This is a genomic window from Xanthobacter flavus, from assembly GCF_017875275.1.
GTDB lineage: Bacteria > Pseudomonadota > Alphaproteobacteria > Rhizobiales > Xanthobacteraceae > Xanthobacter > Xanthobacter flavus_A.
On sequence record NZ_JAGGML010000001.1, the window covers coordinates 3,305,142 to 3,320,911 of the forward strand.

At 68.1% G+C, this 15,770-nt stretch carries 11 protein-coding genes; 1 reads left to right on the forward strand and 10 read right to left on the reverse strand.

The genetic code is table 11. The features are described from left to right. Positions 1 to 9: 9 nt before the first annotated feature. The 9 genes from J2126_RS15755 to J2126_RS15795 all read right to left on the reverse strand — a co-directional run bounded on the left by J2126_RS15755 (position 10) and on the right by J2126_RS15795 (position 12,229). Complete coding sequence (locus J2126_RS15755; protein ID WP_209487847.1) at positions 10 to 1,725, reverse strand: APC family permease; 1,716 nt, start codon at positions 1,723 to 1,725, stop codon at positions 10 to 12. A gap of 188 nt (positions 1,726 to 1,913) precedes the next feature. Then, entirely contained in the window at positions 1,914 to 2,885 is a 972-nt protein-coding gene (locus J2126_RS15760) for an electron transfer flavoprotein subunit alpha/FixB family protein (protein ID WP_209487848.1), read from the reverse strand. After that, positions 2,885 to 3,679, reverse strand: a complete 795-nt coding sequence (locus tag J2126_RS15765) for an electron transfer flavoprotein subunit beta/FixA family protein (protein WP_209487849.1) — start codon at positions 3,677 to 3,679, stop codon at positions 2,885 to 2,887. The genes J2126_RS15760 and J2126_RS15765 overlap by 1 nt, the downstream gene beginning before the upstream one ends. Before the next feature lie 8 nt (positions 3,680 to 3,687). After that, positions 3,688 to 5,091: a hypothetical protein gene (locus tag J2126_RS15770; protein ID WP_209487850.1), complete on the reverse strand. Its 1,404-nt coding sequence runs from the start codon at positions 5,089 to 5,091 to the stop codon at positions 3,688 to 3,690. 3 nt (positions 5,092 to 5,094) lie between these two features. Continuing rightward, the gene (locus J2126_RS15775) at positions 5,095 to 7,257 is read right to left on the reverse strand and encodes a heterodisulfide reductase-related iron-sulfur binding cluster (RefSeq protein WP_209487851.1); all 2,163 of its coding nucleotides are present in this window, start codon (positions 7,255 to 7,257) and stop codon (positions 5,095 to 5,097) included. Between the two features lie 141 nt (positions 7,258 to 7,398). Further along, complete coding sequence (locus tag J2126_RS15780) at positions 7,399 to 9,606, reverse strand: FAD-dependent oxidoreductase (protein WP_209487852.1); 2,208 nt, start codon at positions 9,604 to 9,606, stop codon at positions 7,399 to 7,401. A 338-nt stretch (positions 9,607 to 9,944) separates the two neighbouring features. Beyond that, the gene (locus J2126_RS15785) at positions 9,945 to 10,265 is read right to left on the reverse strand and encodes a hypothetical protein (protein ID WP_209487853.1); all 321 of its coding nucleotides are present in this window, start codon (positions 10,263 to 10,265) and stop codon (positions 9,945 to 9,947) included. Positions 10,266 to 10,335: 70 nt separating this feature from the next. Then, complete coding sequence (locus tag J2126_RS15790; RefSeq protein ID WP_209487854.1) at positions 10,336 to 11,631, reverse strand: PP2C family protein-serine/threonine phosphatase; 1,296 nt, start codon at positions 11,629 to 11,631, stop codon at positions 10,336 to 10,338. A gap of 172 nt (positions 11,632 to 11,803) precedes the next feature. Next, on the reverse strand, positions 11,804 to 12,229 hold the full coding sequence (locus J2126_RS15795; protein WP_245327366.1) for a potassium channel family protein: 426 nt from the start codon (positions 12,227 to 12,229) through the stop codon (positions 11,804 to 11,806). Positions 12,230 to 12,495: 266 nt separating this feature from the next. On the opposite strand from J2126_RS15795, the gene typA reads away from it, so the two are divergent. Beyond that, complete coding sequence (gene typA, locus J2126_RS15800) at positions 12,496 to 14,325, forward strand: translational GTPase TypA (protein WP_209487856.1); 1,830 nt, start codon at positions 12,496 to 12,498, stop codon at positions 14,323 to 14,325. 290 nt (positions 14,326 to 14,615) lie between these two features. On the opposite strand, the gene J2126_RS15805 is transcribed toward typA, so the two are convergent. Continuing rightward, a complete protein-coding gene (locus J2126_RS15805) occupies positions 14,616 to 15,719 on the reverse strand; it encodes an NAD(P)/FAD-dependent oxidoreductase (RefSeq protein WP_209487857.1) in 1,104 nt (367 codons plus the stop codon). Between the last annotated feature and the right edge of the window lie 51 nt (positions 15,720 to 15,770).

Here is a 15,770-nt window from a genome sequence, read left to right on the forward strand (position 1 = left end):
CCTTGCGGATCAGAGGTGGAAGAAGAGGTTGGAGAGGATCACCACCGCGACGCCGGCGATGAGCGTGAGATAGGGCAGGATGCCGGCGCGCTTCTGGGTCTTCGTCCCATCGCCGACCTGCAGATCCTCGAAGGTCTCGTGCGGGAACTTGCCGCCGTCCTGCACATAGTGCCGGAAGATGAAGACCGGGATGATGAGGGCGGCGGTGATGAGCCCCGCCCACAGTGCCACCGGGTTCCACACCTTGGCGCCGGCGCCCATGAAGACCGCATTGGCGAAGGCGAACACGGTCCCGAGCACGATGAGGATGGTGGGGGCCTTGTAGGGCCGCGCCACGTGACCGGAATCGATGCGGTGGATCCAGCCGGAGTTGAGGTTCAGGAAGTTGAAGATGATGTAGCCGACATTGGCGACGGCCAGCACGAAGAAGAAGCTGGTGGCGTCCGCGCAGGCGATGGCGAGCAGCGCGAGGTTGAACCACAGGTCCGCCCACATGGCCCGCGTGGGCGCGCCGTGCTCGTTCACATGGTCGAGGAAGCGGGGCAGCCAGCCGTCCACGGCGCCTTGGTAGAGGGTGCGCGAGGAGCCCGCCATGGCCGTCATGATGGACAGCATGAGGGCGAGGATCATGAGCATCACGAGGGCGCTCTCGATGACCTTGCCGCCGCCCACCATGTGGGCTAGCGCCTGGGCGACGCCCGAGCCGTCCACGATGGCCGGGTCCAGCATTCCCGAAAGTCCCAGCGCGCCCTGGAAGGTGAAGGGCACGAGGATGAAGAGCGCGAGGCACAGAAGGCCCGAATAGAAGATGGCCTTGAAGGTGTCCTTCTCGGGATTGCGGAATTCGCTCGTGTAGCAGACGGCGGTCTCGAAGCCGTAGGTGGACCAGGCGGCGATGAACAGGCCGCCGAGCACCAGCGTCCAGCCCGGGATGTTCCAGCTGCCGGGATCGGCCGCGCCGGCGGCGGCCAGCGGCACCAGCGGCGAGAAGTTGGCCCAGTCCACCTTGCCGGTGAGGATCGGCACGAGGCCGACAATGACCATGGGAATGATGACCGAGAGGCCGATCCACTTCTGCACGCTAGCGGTGCCCATGATGCCCCGGTGCTGGATGGCGAACACCACCAGCATCAGCGTCGCGCCCACGAAGAAGGAGGCGTTCAGCGAGAAGGAGACGGGGCCGATGGCGTGGGAGAACAGCGTCCAGTCGCGCACGGCCGGTGTCAGCGCGGCCACCGCGGCGGCGGCCTTCTCGGCATCGGTGCCGGTGAGGGTGGTGGCATGGGCGGCGATCCACTGCGCCACCTCGGGTCCGTTCACCGCCGGGATGGGGGCGAAGGCGTTGAGGATGTAGGCGGCGGCGATGGAGCAGCCGAGCGAGAGCACCGGGCTCCAGGCAAACCAGTTGCACCACACCGAGAGCGGCGCCACCAGCTTCACGTAGCGCACCCAGGCAGCCGCGCCATAGATGGAGGCGCCCCCCGACTTGTTCGGGAACAGGCCGGCGATCTCGGCATAGATGAAGGACTGGATGAAGCCCATGCCGATGGAGATGGCCCAGATCAGAAACGAGAGCGTCCCGGTGGTGCCGGCGATGCCGCCGATGGAGAACAGCACCAAAGCAGGCACGCCGCTCGCCACCCAGAAGGCCCCGGTCCAGCTGATGGAGCGGTGCAGCTTCCCGTCACCCTCCGTTGTCGCGTGAATGTTGGTTATCGTCGTCACGGTGTCCTCCCTTGCCCGGTGCTTTCAGGCGACGGCGCGCGTGCCCGGCCCGGATGGTGTTTGTCGTCACCTCTGCTGCGCTTCCGATGAATTCGGAGGTCGCTCTTCTTGCCTCTGGACGCGATCGACAGGGCCTGCGGCCGGGACCGATTTGGCGCTCGGTCCCGGCCCGGATTTTCAGCTGTGCTCTACTGGATGCCCTTCTGCTTCCGCAGTTCCTCGGCGATCTCCAGCATGTCGCCGACGATGCCGTAGCGGGCGATGGTGAAGATGGAGGCCTCGGGGTCCTTGTTGATCGCCACGATGGTCTCCACGTGCTTCATGCCCCACTGGTGCTGCACGGAGCCGGAGATGCCCATGGCAATGTAGAGGTTGCACTTGGCCGCCAGCTGGCCGGACTGGCCCACCTGCCGCGCCTTGGGCAGCCAGCCGTTGTCGGCGATGGGCCGCGAGCAGCCGAGCGTCGCGCCGAGGCCGTCCGCCAGCTCCAGGAACTGCGCCACGTTTGCCTCGTCCCCGACCCCGCGGCCGATGGAGAGGATGAAGGGCGAGCCGGGAATGTCGATGCCGCCGGAGGCCGGCGGATCACGCCAGTCGAGGTGCTTGCTGCGCGCCTTGCCATCGCCCGCCTCAAGGGCGGACACGGCCGGGCTGGCCGGCGCCGTCTCCGGCGCGAAGGCGCCGCCGCGCAGGGTGAGGAGCACGCCGGTGCGGCCGGGAAAGTCGATCTCCACGAAGACCTTCTCGTTGTAGCCGGCACGCGTCGCCACCACCTCGCCGTCCTCGACCGCGACACCGAACACGTCGGTGGCAAAGCCGAGGCCCTCGCCGATGGCGACGGCGGGCGCGAGGGAGAAGCTGTCCACGCTGTGCGACATCAGCACCAGCGCGGGCAAGCGCTGGGCGATCACGCTGCGCAGCACCGCCTCGTAGACATGCGGTTCGTAGGTCGCCGCATCGGGGCGGGCGACGGTGATGACCTCGTCCACCGCGCCCACGCTGACCGCCTTGGCGAGCGGGGCGGGATCGGCCGCGATGACGAGGACTGTGACGGGACCGCCGAGGACGGCCTTGAGCGTACCGGCGGCGCCGATGGCCTCCAGAGTGGCATCGCGCAGGGTGCCGCGCCGGTGCTCGGCCAGGATGAGAATGCCGGACATCAGCCGTTCACCTCCGAAATGATCTCAAGAAGACGGGCCGCCTGCTGGGAGGGGGTGCCCGCGATGATCTCGCCGCGCCCGCGCTCGGGCACGAACACGCGCCGCACCCGGCTGAGCGCGCCAGCGCCGCCGATCTCGGCAGCGGCAAGGCCGATGTCTTGGGGCGTCAGGCACTCGATGGGCTTGGCGTTGGCCTGCTTGATGGAGCGCAGGGAGGCATAGCGCGGCGTGTTGATGCCGAGCTGGATGGTGAGCACCGCGGGCGTCTCGACCTCGATGCGCTCCACGAGCCCGCCTTCCAGCTCGCGCTCCACCTGAGCGGTGGCGGCGCCCGGCGTGAAGTCGAGCTTCGACACCACCGCCGTGCGCGCCCAGCCGAGCAGCGCCGCGACCGACATACCTGTCTGGGCGTGGCCCTGGTCGGCGGATTGCGCGCCGCACAGCACGAGGCCGGGCTCCTCGTTCTCCGCCACCTGGGCGATGACGCGGGCGATGGCCACGCGGTCCGCCTCTTCGAGGCCGGCATCGTCCACGCGGATGGCGCGGTCGGCACCCTTGGCGAGGGCCTTGCGCAGCACGTCGTCGGCATCGTCGGGGCCGATGGTCAGCACCACCACCTCGACCGTGCCCTCGGGCGCGGCTTCCTTGATCTGGACCGCCGCTTCCAGCGCGTATTCGTCGAATTCGTTGAGGTCGAACTCGCAGAAATCGGGATCGACGTCGCGGCCATCGTCGTTGAGCTCGAACTCGTCATCAAGCGAGGCGACGCGTTTCACCGGCACGAGTATCTTCATGGGTGTCCTCACGGCTGTGGGAAGGTTTCGAGGTGCCTGCATGCGGCGCGCCCGGCGGCCGCTGCGTGGGTGGCGGCGCGCTTGCCCACCGCGAAGCGCACCTGCGGCGCGCCGTCGTCGGCTGAGCTCCAGGCATCCGCGACCGGAAGGTTCGGATGGCGCACGGCGAAAGCGCGGTTGAGGGGATAAGGATCGTCCAGCAGCAGGCGCAGGGCGGCTGCGGGCGCAACCGGATTGAGCGCCACCGCGCGCCGCACGTCCGCCTGCCCGTGCCGGGCGAGGCGGCGGAGCGCGGCTTCCCGCGTCTGCGGATTGCGGGCGACGGCGGAGGCCACATCCTCCCCGTCTTCCCGTTCGAGGGCGCGCAGGGGCTCGGCCGGTAGGTCGGGACGGCAGGCGACGGCGGCACGCACCCATTCGTCGCTGTCGCGGGCGAGGGTCGCGAGCACGTCGGCGGGGCAGGCCGGATTGCGGCCGGCGGCATGGCGCACCCGCGCCTCGGCATCAACGCCGAGCCGGTGCATGAGAGCCGCCGGCAAAGCCGGATTGCGGGCGATCCAGACGCGCACCCACACGTCGCCGTCGCGAGAAAGCGCCTCTGCCAGATCCTCCGGCAGGGTCACATGGCGGGCCTGGGCGCGGCGCACCCGCACGTCGGTGTCGCCCGCCAGCGAAACCCCCTGGCCCTCCGCATGGCCGCGCAGGGCCTCCGCCCGCACGGCCGGATCGGGATCGCCCATCAGCGCCTGCCTGAGGCTCGGCGGCAGAACGGGATTGGTGGCTGCCCGGCGGCGGATGGCTGCATCGGCATCGACGCACGCATCGGCCACCTGCGTGAGCGGACAATGGGGGTGAGCCACCGCCTCGGTGCGGATGATGGCATCGCCGCCGGCAAGGAGGGTGCGCAGCAGGTCACCGTCCGCCTGTGGATGGCGGGCGAGTGCGGCGCGCTCCGCGGCATCCGCGTGGTCCAGCAGGGCATGGAGGGCGACAGCCGGCGTTCCGGCATTGCGCAGCAGTGCGGCGCGCACGGGCGCCTCCGAATGCATGGCGAGGCCGATCAGAGCGATGGCCGGTGTGTTGGCATGGGCCGCCAGCGCCGCGCGCGTCGCTGCATCATCCATCTGCCGGGCGATGCGCAGCAGCGTCGCGCCCGACGCGGCAGGGTTGCGCAGGATGCGCTGGAGGATGGCGGGCCGATCCTCGCCGGCGAGGAGGGCGAGGAAAGCCGGCGGCGCGAAGGGCAGGGCGGCAAACACCAGCTTCAGTCGCGCGTCCGAGAGCAGCAGCCGCGCCAGCGCCGCCTGCGCCCACTCAGCGCCCTCCGCCCCATAGGCCGGCAGTGCCAGATAGGCGTCGCCCCGGGCGATCAGCGCACCCGTCAGCGCGGCCATGTTGCCGGGCGCACCCATCGCTCAGCCGACCTCGGCGGGGGCGGGGAGGAGGGCGGGCTCCTCGGGCTCCAGCGCCTCGGCGAGAAGCTCGGTCAGTTCCAGCACCCGGAAGTTGCGTTCGTTGCCGGTGGTCTTCACCGCGTCCTCGAGCATGGTCATGCACTTGGGGCAGTTGACCACCAGAGCGTCGAGGCCATGGATCTCGGCGGCTTCCCGCGCGCGGATCTCGCCCACTTTCGTGGTGCCGGGCGGGTCGGGCACCCACACCCGCCCGCCGCCACCGCCGCAGCAGAAGGAATTGTCCCGGCTCTTCCCCATCTCCACCAGCGTCACGCCGGTGGCCGCGAGCACCTCGCGCGGGGCGTCATAGCCCTTGTTGAGGCGGCCGAGGTGGCAGGGGTCGTGATAGGTGACGGTGAAGTCGAGCTTCCGGGCGGGGGTGATGCGCCCGTCCGCCATCAGCTCCTTCAGGAAGGCGCTGGCGTGGCTGACGTCATAGGTGCCGCCGAGGTCGGGATATTCGTTCTTCAGCGTGTTGAAGGAGTGCGGATCGGTGGTGACGATGCGGTTGAAGCTGCAATCCTGAAGCGTCGAGATGTTGCCTTCGGCGAGCTGCTGGAACAGCCCCTCCTCGCCCACGCGGCGCACGTCGTTGCCGGCCGTGGTCTCGCCTTCGTAGAGGATGCCGAAGTCGATGCCCGCGGAATGCAGGATGCGGGCGAAGGCGCGGCTGACCTTCTGGTTGCGCGGGTCGAAGCTCGCATAGTCCCCCACGAACCACAGCACATCCACCGGCTCCTTGCGCGCGTCCTTGATCTTGAACGGCAGGTCCTTGGTCCAGTTGGGGCGCTTGCGGCGGCTTTCGTTGAAGCAATTGCCGGTCTTGTTCACCGCCCCGAGGGTACGCTGGAGCGCCGGGTCCATCTCGCCTTCGTCCACCAAAGTGCGGCGGAGCATGTTGATGAGCGGCACGTGCTCCACCCCCACCGGGCAGATCTCCGTGCAGGCGCCGCACTGGCGGCAGGACCACAGGGTCTCCGGCCGGTATTCGCCGGTGGCGAGACCGATGAGTGGCGTGGCGCAGCCGGCGGCGCGGGGCTTCGGCAGCACCTCGCCGAGATGGGTGTTGGCCTGCTCGCGCAGCGTCAGAACCACGTCGCGCGGGGAGAGCGGATAGCCGGCAGCCCGCGCCGGGCAGGCCTCGTGGCAGCGGCCGCACTTGGTGCAGGCGTCCGCCTGGACGAGATAGCGGCTCGCAACGTCGCCCAGCTCGCGATAGCCGATGCGCGCGGCATCGAGATCGCCGAGCGGCAGATGGCGGATCGCCTCGGGATTGCGCAGCAGCCAGGAAGCGGCGGCGGTGAAGATGTGCTTCGCCTTGGTGTAGGGGATGAGCGCGATGAATGTGAGCGCCAGCACGCCGTGCAGCCACCACAGCCCCATGCGTAGGGCGCCTGCGCCGGCGCTGGTGAAGCCCACCGCCTTCAGCCCGGCGGCGATGGACGCGCCGACCGGGGCCCACCAGCGCGTGTCCCACACCGCGGGATCGTTCTGGAGCCACACCATGCGCGCGCCGGAGAGCAGGAAGCCGGTGACGCCGATGAGCAGCAGGGTCCAGAGAAACGCCCAGTCCTCGATGCGGTAGCGCTCGCGGGAGAAGTCGGCATCCTGCGGCGTGCGGTCGGGCCGCGCATAATCGAGCTTCGGCGGCTTCAGCCAGCCGCGCCGCCACATCATGTAGAGGAGGCCGCAGATGAAGCCGGTGCCGGCCAGGGTCATCGTGAGCTTGAACAGCAAATAGAAGGGGCCGTGCCAGAATTTAAGGCCGATGAGCGGGCCGAGAATGTCTTCCTGCAACGTGATGGTGGCGGTGCCGATGAACAGCAGTGCGAAGCCATAGAAGATGAAGGCATGGAGCCGCCCGGCCGCGGTGTCGCGCCGGCGCAGCGTGCGATGGGAGGCGATGGTCTTCGCTGTGTCGAGCAGCCTGCGGCCGATGTCGCCCCAGGCGAGGCGCGCGCCCCGGCGTCCGGCGCGATACTTGTGAACCTGGGCGTAGACGCCCCAGGCGAACGCCGCCATGCAGCCGATGGCATAGACATAGAAGATCGCGAGCATCCAGGGCGAAAAGTCCTGGAACAGGATGCGCGTGACCTTGGATGGGTCGATGCCGCTCGGAATCATGTGCTCTTCGCCCTCTGATCTTTTTCTTGATTGCGTTCGTGCAAATGCCCGTTCCGGCCGAGGGATTGGACCCCGACGACGGCGGGCATGCGGGGCGCGTGATCTGCCGCGCCCCGCCCGCTCTGACCAGGACGAGGGGAACTAGCCCTGGTAGCGGATCTCGTAAGAGCCGCCCGGCTGGTAGGGCGCGCCGTAGACGGCGGCCTCGCGCCGGTAGGGCTTGGGCTCCTGCGGGTTCGCCTCCTCGATCTCGCGGGCCAGGCGCTGCCCGTCGAAGGTGGCGTCGGCGATGAGCTTGGGCGCCCAGGCGTCGCCGATCACGTACACGCCCTTGATGCCGCGGGCATCCCACTCGCCGGAGCGCGCCTTGAGGGCCCGGAACAGGGCATCCTCGGAGCGGCGGGCGGTGACCAGCACGAGGGTGTCGTACTCGTGCCAGGCGTGGGTGGTGTTGGCGCTGCGCGGCATCTTGCCGGGGCCGGTATAGACGCGCTTATGCCCGTCGCCCCAGAGGTTGTAGAGCTCGATCCGGCCGTCTTCCACGCGGCTCGCCCAGGTGCTGGAGAGCACGTTGATGTGCAGCTCGTGCAGCATGCGGTGCATGTTCGGCGCTTCAAGGGTGAAGTGCATGTAGCGGCCGAGTTCCACGCCCGACGCCACCGTCACCTGATGCCCCGCCTCCGCCAGTTTCTGCGCGAGGCTCGGCGCCATGTAATAGGGGTCGGCATTGAGGATCATCACCCGCTTGCCGATGGGCTTGGTGCCGAGGATCACGTCTTCCGGCGTGAGCACATTGGCGCGCGGCGTGCCCTCCAGGCCCGGAATGGGCGCGTGGGTGAGGCAGTTGGTGCCGTCGGTGACCCAACGGGCGCCGGTGGCGACGACGACCTTGTCGGCGCCGTAGGAGAGCACGTCTTCCACCGAGAGCTTCTTGCCGCCGAGGGCGATCTGGCTGTCGCGGTTGCGCTTCACCAGCTTGTTCAGCTGCACTTCACGATAGTCGCGGTGATAGCTCCACTCGCCGAGGCCGGGGAGGGTGGCCACTTCGTTCACATAGCCGCCGATCTTCTCGGCGCTGTCCACGAGATGGACCACATAGCCGCGCTCCATGAGCACGCGGGCGCACTCGGAACCGGAGGGGCCGGCCCCCACCACCAGGATGGCATCGTCCGAACCCTTCTTGGGGAAGCGCTCGGGATGCCAGCCGCGGCGGAATTCCTCGCCGGCGGTGGCGTTCTGGGTGCAGATCATGGGCGGGCCGCCGATCTCCCAGCGGGAGATGCAGACGTTGCAGCCGATGCAGGTGCGGATGTCGTCGAGCCGCCCGTCGCGGATCTTCTCCGGCAGGAAGGGGTCGGCGATGGAGGGCCGCGCGGCGCCGATCACGTCCAGCTCGCCGTTGCGGATCACCTCGACCATCTTCTCCGGATCGGTGAAGCGGCCGACGCCCAGCACGACCTTCTTCGATGCCTGCTTCACGAACTTCTGCCAGGAGAGCTGGTGGCCCTGACGGTAGAAGCGGGAGGGACCGGCATCCTCGCCCCACTCGGCGATGTCGCCCACGTTCACGTCCCACAGGTCCACGAGATCGTCGGCCAGCTCGACGAACTTGAGGCCGTCGCGCTCCACCTCGATGCCGTCCTCGCCGATCAGCGTATCGACGGCGAAGCGGGTGGCGATGGCGCATTCGGAGCCCACGGCCGCCTTCATCTGCTCCAGGGTCTCGATCCAGAAGCGGGCGCGGTTCTCGAAGCTGCCGCCGTACTTGTCGGTGCGCTTGTTGTAATATTTGGAGAGGAACTGCAGCGGCAGATAGGAGTGCGCGCCGTAGCAATAGATGATGTCGAAGCCGGCATCGCGGGCGCGGCGCGCCGCTTCCACGTAGAAGCCCTGCACACGACGGATGTCGTCGTGGTCCATCTCGTGGCAATAGGTGAGGGATTCGAACTCGGAGGCATACTGGCTCGGGCCGCGCGCGGTCTGGCGGGTCTCCATGCACGGGGCGTGGGCGCCGCCGTACCACAGCTCGACACCGGCAAGGGCGCCGTACTTATGGATTTCCGAGGTCATCGCGGCGAGGTTGCGCACGTCGCCCTCGTCCCAGATGCGGGCGGAAACGCGGTGCGTGTCGTCGGATTCCGGGTGGATGGAGCAGTATTCGGTGTTCAGGGCCGCCCAGCCGCCTTCGGCCTTCAGCGAGCGGTGCGCGGCCTGGAAGCCGGGCTTGTCGGAGCCGGCACCGATGCAGTGCGGCACCTGGTAGAAGCGGTTCCGAAGTGTTTTCGGCCCGATCTTGATGGGCTCGAAAAGAATATCGTATTTGCTGACACCCAGCGTTTCGTGCGTCATCTCGACTCCCCGTAAATAATCCGGAAGGCAGGTGTGTGACGACCGGATCTCTTCGCCGAAAAAGACAAGCAGAAGGCTCTGCGCGCACGGGTGCGCACACCGATACTGTCGCTTCTCGATGAAGAGCTTGCTTGTCTGTTCCCGGTCGTTTTCTTATTGGGATAAGTCTAACGCGCCGGGCCATGTCTCCGGCAATAGTGCCAAATGGCACTATCGTGACATGCGGCACTGCAAGATCAGGATCGACTGATGCCGGGGGTCACTGCTTGACGTAGAGTAAAGCGCGTGCGGGTTCGCAGCCTTTGCGATGGCCTGGGACTGATCGGCTGGCGGCGCCCTCAGGCTACCGGCGAGCGCATTTCCTCACCGAGCACGGCTTCCACGTCGGACAGGATGCGCCGGAACTCCTCGTCCACACGCCGCTCGAAGGCGAAGGCGGCGTCGGCTTCCAGGCCCGCGTCCTCGTGGGCATCATGAAACGTGAGCTTCTGGCTGATGGCCTCCACCAGAGCCGTTCGCAGGGTGTCGTCCCGCGCCATCAGCTGCAGCACCAGCACCAGCAGCTTGCGATGGGCGGCGGCGGCGATGTCCAGCTCCAGCGGTGTACGGGCCGGCAGGCTCTCGCCCTGTGAGAGGTGGGTGCTGTTCTTGTCGGCCATGGCGGTTCTCCGCTTGCTCGCCCCTTCGGGCAACACCGGCGGGGCGACGGGGTTCCGCGCACCGCGAGGATCAGCGCGGGCCGAGCGTCACCGCCAGCGCGGTCATGTCGTCGAACTGCGGCGCGGTATCGGCCCAGCGGATCACGGTGTCGAAGATGCCGGACAGGAAGGCTTCGGCCGCAAGGTCGGGCGCGGCCGCGAGGGCTGCCTGGGCTGCGGTCTCCAGCCGTGCTTCGCCGAAGGCTTCCTCGGCGGGATCGAACGCATCGGTGAGCCCATCCGAGAACAGAAACAGCCGATCGCCAGGCGCGAGCGCGACGGTCTCGGCACGGGTCCGGGCGCCTTCCATCATGGCGAGTGCCGGCCCCGTGGCCACGGGGCGCTCCACCGCGCCGTCCGCGCGCAGGATCATGCAGTCGGTATGGCCGCAATTGCAGTAGGTGAGGATGCCGGTGTCGAGGTCGATGACACCGCAGAACAGGGTGACGAACATGTCCTCGCCATTGGTGGCGCAGAGCAGGTCGTTCACCCGCGCCACCGCGACGGCGAGGTCCGGCTCGCTCCGGAGCACCATGCGCAGCGCGGTCTGGGTGGCGCTCATGAAGAGGGCTGCCGGCGTCCCCTTTCCAGCCACGTCCCCCAGCGTCACCACAAGCCGGCGGCCGTCGATGATGAAGTAATCGTAGAAATCGCCGCCCACGTCCTTGGCTGGGCGCATGGCGGCGAAGATATCCGCCTTGCCGTCCAGCACGTCCGGCCGCAGGGGCGGGGGCAGCATGGCGCGCTGGATGGCGGCGGCGTTCGCCATCTCGCGCCGCTCCGCCGCCCGGCTCATGATGGCCTCGGCGAGCCGGCGGAAGGAGTGGGAGAAATCCACCATCTCGGGGAGTGGATTGCGCAGGTCGTCGAGCAACGCGAGGTCGAACTCGCGCCGCTCCAGCGCGTTGAGCGCGTTGGCATAGAAGCCGAAGACCTGGTTGAACGTCTCGAAGCGGCGGCCGAACTGGCGCATCACCGCGGACAGGAGATCGGGATGCACTAGCCCGGCCGCTTCGAGCGCTTCAGCCGAAAGGCGCACCGCGCGGATGGGGGTGAGGGCGTCCACATGGGCGGTGCGGGCGACGCCGGTGAAGGCGGCGATCTCGCCGATCACGGCCGGTGCCTCAAGCTGTGCCAACTGGACGTGCTCGTAGGGGGTGTCGATGGTGACGACGGCCGTGCCCTCGAACACCAGAAGCGCGAAGGTGCCGACATCGCCCCGCCGCAGCAGGCGCGTTCCGGCTGCGACATGCATCCATTCGCCACCGGCGATAAGAGCGCTGAGTTCCGCCATGGGAAACGCCGCGAAATAGGGGTGGCGCGCCATTGCCTGCGCGGCCGCAGACACAAGCTGCGCGATCTTGTCCGGAGCCCCGGGGTCCGGTGCCGTCTGCTGCGTTGCTCCTGGTGTCATCGTCCGCTGCGCGCCCCTCGCGATGCACCACTATAGCGCAGGCCGGGCGGGACGGCCTTACCTCAAACGCGGGAAAGCCGGAGGCCTACTTGATGTGCAACTGGGTGATGGCCCGCGACAGCACGGCGAACAGCACGGCCGTGGACCAGCCGAACAGGAGCATGCCGTTGGCCGCCGTCATAGGCCCGAGGATGCGCCAGGGCCGGGCCGGGATGAGGTCGCCGTAGCCCAGTGTCGTGAAATTGACGAAGGCGAAATAATAGACGTTGTCGATCTCGGTCGCTCCCGTGATCGCATAAAGCTGCGCCCACACCAGCACCTCCAGCAGGTGAAAGACCGTGAGGAGCGTACCCGCGGCGGCCATGACCACGACGAGGGCCTCGATCTTGCGCCGCCCACTGACGTGGCGCGCGGCGTAACGCACCATCTTGATGACGCAGAGGGTGGCCATGGCCTGGATCGCGATGGTGATGACGCTCACCAGAAGACCCGAAATGAACGCCCCGTCCATCCACGTCCCCATCGATTTCCCCGTTTCGTGGGTAGGTCCCAGAACCTGCCTGATGGACCAGTCCGGTCGCGACAGCAAGGGGTGGCGGCGCGCACCCGCCACGCCTTGGCGCGGCGGGTGGTGGAAGCCACGCAAGGAGGTAGGGTGACAGGGTCGCGGTGCCGGCGCATTGATCTTGCGCGGTTTGTGTGTATTTTGCGCCGCAAAATACCCCTTTCCCGGCGGGCCCGAGCCATTCGGACCCGCGTTTTCGTGCTGGACGGCCCATGAAGCTGCGGAACATCGCCATTATCGCCCACGTCGACCACGGCAAGACCACGCTGGTGGACGAGCTGCTGAAGCAGTCGGGGTCCTACCGCGAGAACCAGCGGGTCGCCGAGCGCGTGATGGATTCGAACGACCTCGAAAAGGAGCGCGGTATCACCATCCTTGCCAAGGCCACCTCGGTGGTCTGGAAGGACACGCGCATCAACATCGTCGACACCCCCGGCCACGCCGATTTCGGCGGCGAGGTGGAGCGCATCCTGAACATGGTGGACGGTGCCATCGTGCTGGTGGACGCCGCGGAAGGCCCCATGCCGCAGACCAAGTTCGTGGTCGGCAAGGCGCTGAAGATCGGCCTGAAGCCGATCGTCGCGATCAACAAGGTGGACCGCTCCGACGCCCGGCCGACAGAGGTCATCAACGAGGTGTTCGACCTGTTCGCGGCCCTCGACGCTACCGACGACCAGCTCGACTTCCCCATCCTCTACGGCTCCGGCCGCAGCGGCTGGATGGCCGACAGCCCGGAAGGCCCCATGGACCAGGGCATGGCGCCCCTGTTCGATCTGGTGCTGAAGCACGTGCCCGAGCCCACCGTGGACGACGGCCCCTTCCGCATGATCGGCACGCTGCTGGAGGCCAACCCCTTCCTCGGCCGCATGATCACCGGCCGCATCACCTCCGGCTCCATCAAGCCGAACCAGGCCATCAAGGTGCTGGCGCAGGACGGCTCTCTGGTGGAGCAGGGCCGCGTCTCCAAGATCCTCGCCTTCCGCGGCATCGAGCGCCAGCCCATCGAGGAAGGCGTGCAGGGCGACATCGTCGCTATCGCCGGTCTCTCCAAGGGCACGGTGGCCGACACCTTCTGCGCGCTCGAAGTGACCGAGGCGATGGAAGCCCAGCCCATCGATCCGCCCACCGTCACCATGTCGTTCATCGTGAACGATTCGCCCCTCGCCGGCACCGAGGGCGACAAGGTGACCAGCCGCGTCATCCGCGACCGCCTGTTCCGCGAGGCGGAAGGCAATGTGGCGCTGAAGATCGAGGAATCCACCGAGAAGGACTCCTTCTTCGTCTCCGGCCGTGGCGAACTTCAGCTCGCCGTGCTGATCGAGACCATGCGCCGCGAGGGCTTCGAGCTCGCCGTGTCGCGTCCCCGCGTGGTGTTCCAGAAGGACGAGGCCACCGGCCAGACCCTCGAGCCCATCGAGGAAGTGCTGATCGACGTGGATGAGGAATATTCCGGCACCGTCGTCCAGAAGATGAGCGAGCGCCGCGCCGAGATGATCGAGATGCGCCCCTCCGGCGGCAATCGCCAGCGCCTCGTCTTCTACGCCCCCACCCGCGGCCTCATCGGCTACCAGTCGGAGCTGCTCACCGACACCCGCGGCACGGCCATCATGAACCGGCTGTTCCACGAGTACGCGCCCTATCGCGGCGAGATCGCCGGCCGCACCAACGGCGTGCTCATCGCAAATGCGGCGGGCGAGGCGGTGGCCTACGCCCTGTGGAACCTCGAGGACCGCGGCCCGATGATGATCGAGCCCGGCTGGAAGGTGTACCAGGGCATGCTCATCGGCGTTCACAACCGGGACAACGACCTGGAAGTGAACGTGCTGAAGGGCAAGCAGCTCACCAACATCCGCACCACCTCCAAGGACGAGGCGGTGCGCCTTACCCCGCCGATCCGCATGACGCTGGAGCGCGCGCTGGCCTGGATCCAGGACGACGAGCTGGTGGAAGTGACCCCCAAGTCCATCCGCCTGCGCAAGCGCCTGCTCGATCCCAACGACCGCAAGCGCGAGGAGCGCAAGAAGGAAAGCGAGATGGCCTGAGGGCCATCCGCGACCGGGTTTTGAAGAGGGCAGCGGTTCCGGCCGCTGCCCTTTTTGTTTGGCGGCGACGGCCGTCTGGCGTGCGGACGTGGGCGACTCCCTCTCCCCTTGCGGGCGAGGGTTGGGGTGAGGGGGGTGGCGCCTTTTGCCCCGATGGCTGGTCTTTGCCCCGGCATCCCCCTCACCCCCGGCCCCTCTCCCGCCCCAACTCGGCTGTTGCCGAGTTGGGCTCGCAAAGGTCGAAATCGGCAACAGCCGACTTTGAGGGAGAGGGTAGGCTCTCGTGGCCCCTACCCCTCCACCACTTCCGCCACCCGCTCCGCGATGGCGAGGCAGCTCGTCAGCCCCGGCGATTCGATGCCGAAGAGGTTCACGAGCCCCGGAACGCCATGCACCGCTGGCCCCTGGATGACGAAATCCGGCGCGCGGCCGTCCACGCCGGGGATCTTCGGCCGGATGCCGGAATAGCCCGGGGCCAGGTCTTCCTCCCGCACATCCGGCCAATAGCGGCGGATGGAGGCCATCATGGCGGCCTTGCGGGTGGGATCGACAACGTAGTCCCGCGTGCTGACCCACTCCACATCCGGCCCGAAGCGCCCCTGCCCGCCGAGGTCCAGTGTGAGGTGCGTGCCGAGGCCGCCAACCTCCGGGACTGGATAGATGAGGCGCGAGAAGGGCACCTTGCGCAGGCAGGTGAAGTAGTTGCCCTTGGCCATGGTCTCCTGCGGCACGAGATGGGCGGGCATGCCGGAGATGGCGCGGGCGAGCGCCGGGGCATCGAGCCCGACGGCGTTGACGAACAGCCGGCAGGCGAGCGTCATGGGCTCCGGCCCGCCGGTGGTGAGCACGACGCCGTCCAGCCCCGCCTCGGCGGCAACAACAGGCGAAGAGAGGGCGAGCATCCCGCCCGCCGCCTCCATATCCCCGAGCAGCGCAAGCATGAGGCCATGGGAGTCCACGATCCCGGTGGAGGGCGAATGCAGCGCCGCATGGGCGGAAAGGGCCGGCTCCAGCGCCCGCGCCTCCGCCCCGCTCAGCATCGTCAGATCATCGACGCCGTTGGCCGCCCCGGTCCTGGCGAGCTTTTCGAGATAAGCGACTTCCTCCGGCGTCGCGGCGACGATGAGCTTGCCGATGCGCCTGTGGCCCACCCCGTGGCTTTCGCAGAAGGCGTAGAGCATCTCCTTGCCGCGCACGCACAGCTCGGCTTTGAGGCTGCCGGGCTCGTAATAGATGCCGGCGTGTATCACCTCCGAATTGCGCGAGGAGGTGCCGGTGCCGATGGCGTCCGCCGCCTCCACCAGCACCACTTCCCGGCCCGCCAGCGCCAGCACGCGGGCGATGGCGAGGCTCACGACGCCTGCGCCCGCCACGATGCAGTCCACCTGATCCATTCAGCTCATCCCGTGATCCTCGGCGGGTACCATAGCGCAGGCAGGGCCTGC

Bases quoted from the DNA above. Each gene is read 5' to 3' on its own strand.
- J2126_RS15785 (WP_209487853.1), bottom strand. From the start codon at position 10,265: ATGGCCGACAAGAACAGCACCCACCTCTCACAGGGCGAGAGCCTGCCG.
- J2126_RS15765 (WP_209487849.1), bottom strand. From the start codon at position 3,679: ATGAAGATACTCGTGCCGGTGAAACGCGTCGCCTCGCTTGATGACGAG.
- J2126_RS15770 (WP_209487850.1), bottom strand. From the start codon at position 5,091: ATGGGTGCGCCCGGCAACATGGCCGCGCTGACGGGTGCGCTGATCGCC.
- J2126_RS15790 (WP_209487854.1), bottom strand. From the start codon at position 11,631: ATGGCGCGCCACCCCTATTTCGCGGCGTTTCCCATGGCGGAACTCAGC.
- J2126_RS15805 (WP_209487857.1), bottom strand. From the start codon at position 15,719: ATGGATCAGGTGGACTGCATCGTGGCGGGCGCAGGCGTCGTGAGCCTC.
- J2126_RS15780 (WP_209487852.1), bottom strand. From the start codon at position 9,606: ATGACGCACGAAACGCTGGGTGTCAGCAAATACGATATTCTTTTCGAG.
- J2126_RS15760 (WP_209487848.1), bottom strand. From the start codon at position 2,885: ATGTCCGGCATTCTCATCCTGGCCGAGCACCGGCGCGGCACCCTGCGC.
- J2126_RS15775 (WP_209487851.1), bottom strand. From the start codon at position 7,257: ATGATTCCGAGCGGCATCGACCCATCCAAGGTCACGCGCATCCTGTTC.
- typA (WP_209487856.1), top strand. From the start codon at position 12,496: ATGAAGCTGCGGAACATCGCCATTATCGCCCACGTCGACCACGGCAAG.
- J2126_RS15795 (WP_245327366.1), bottom strand. From the start codon at position 12,229: ATGGACGGGGCGTTCATTTCGGGTCTTCTGGTGAGCGTCATCACCATC.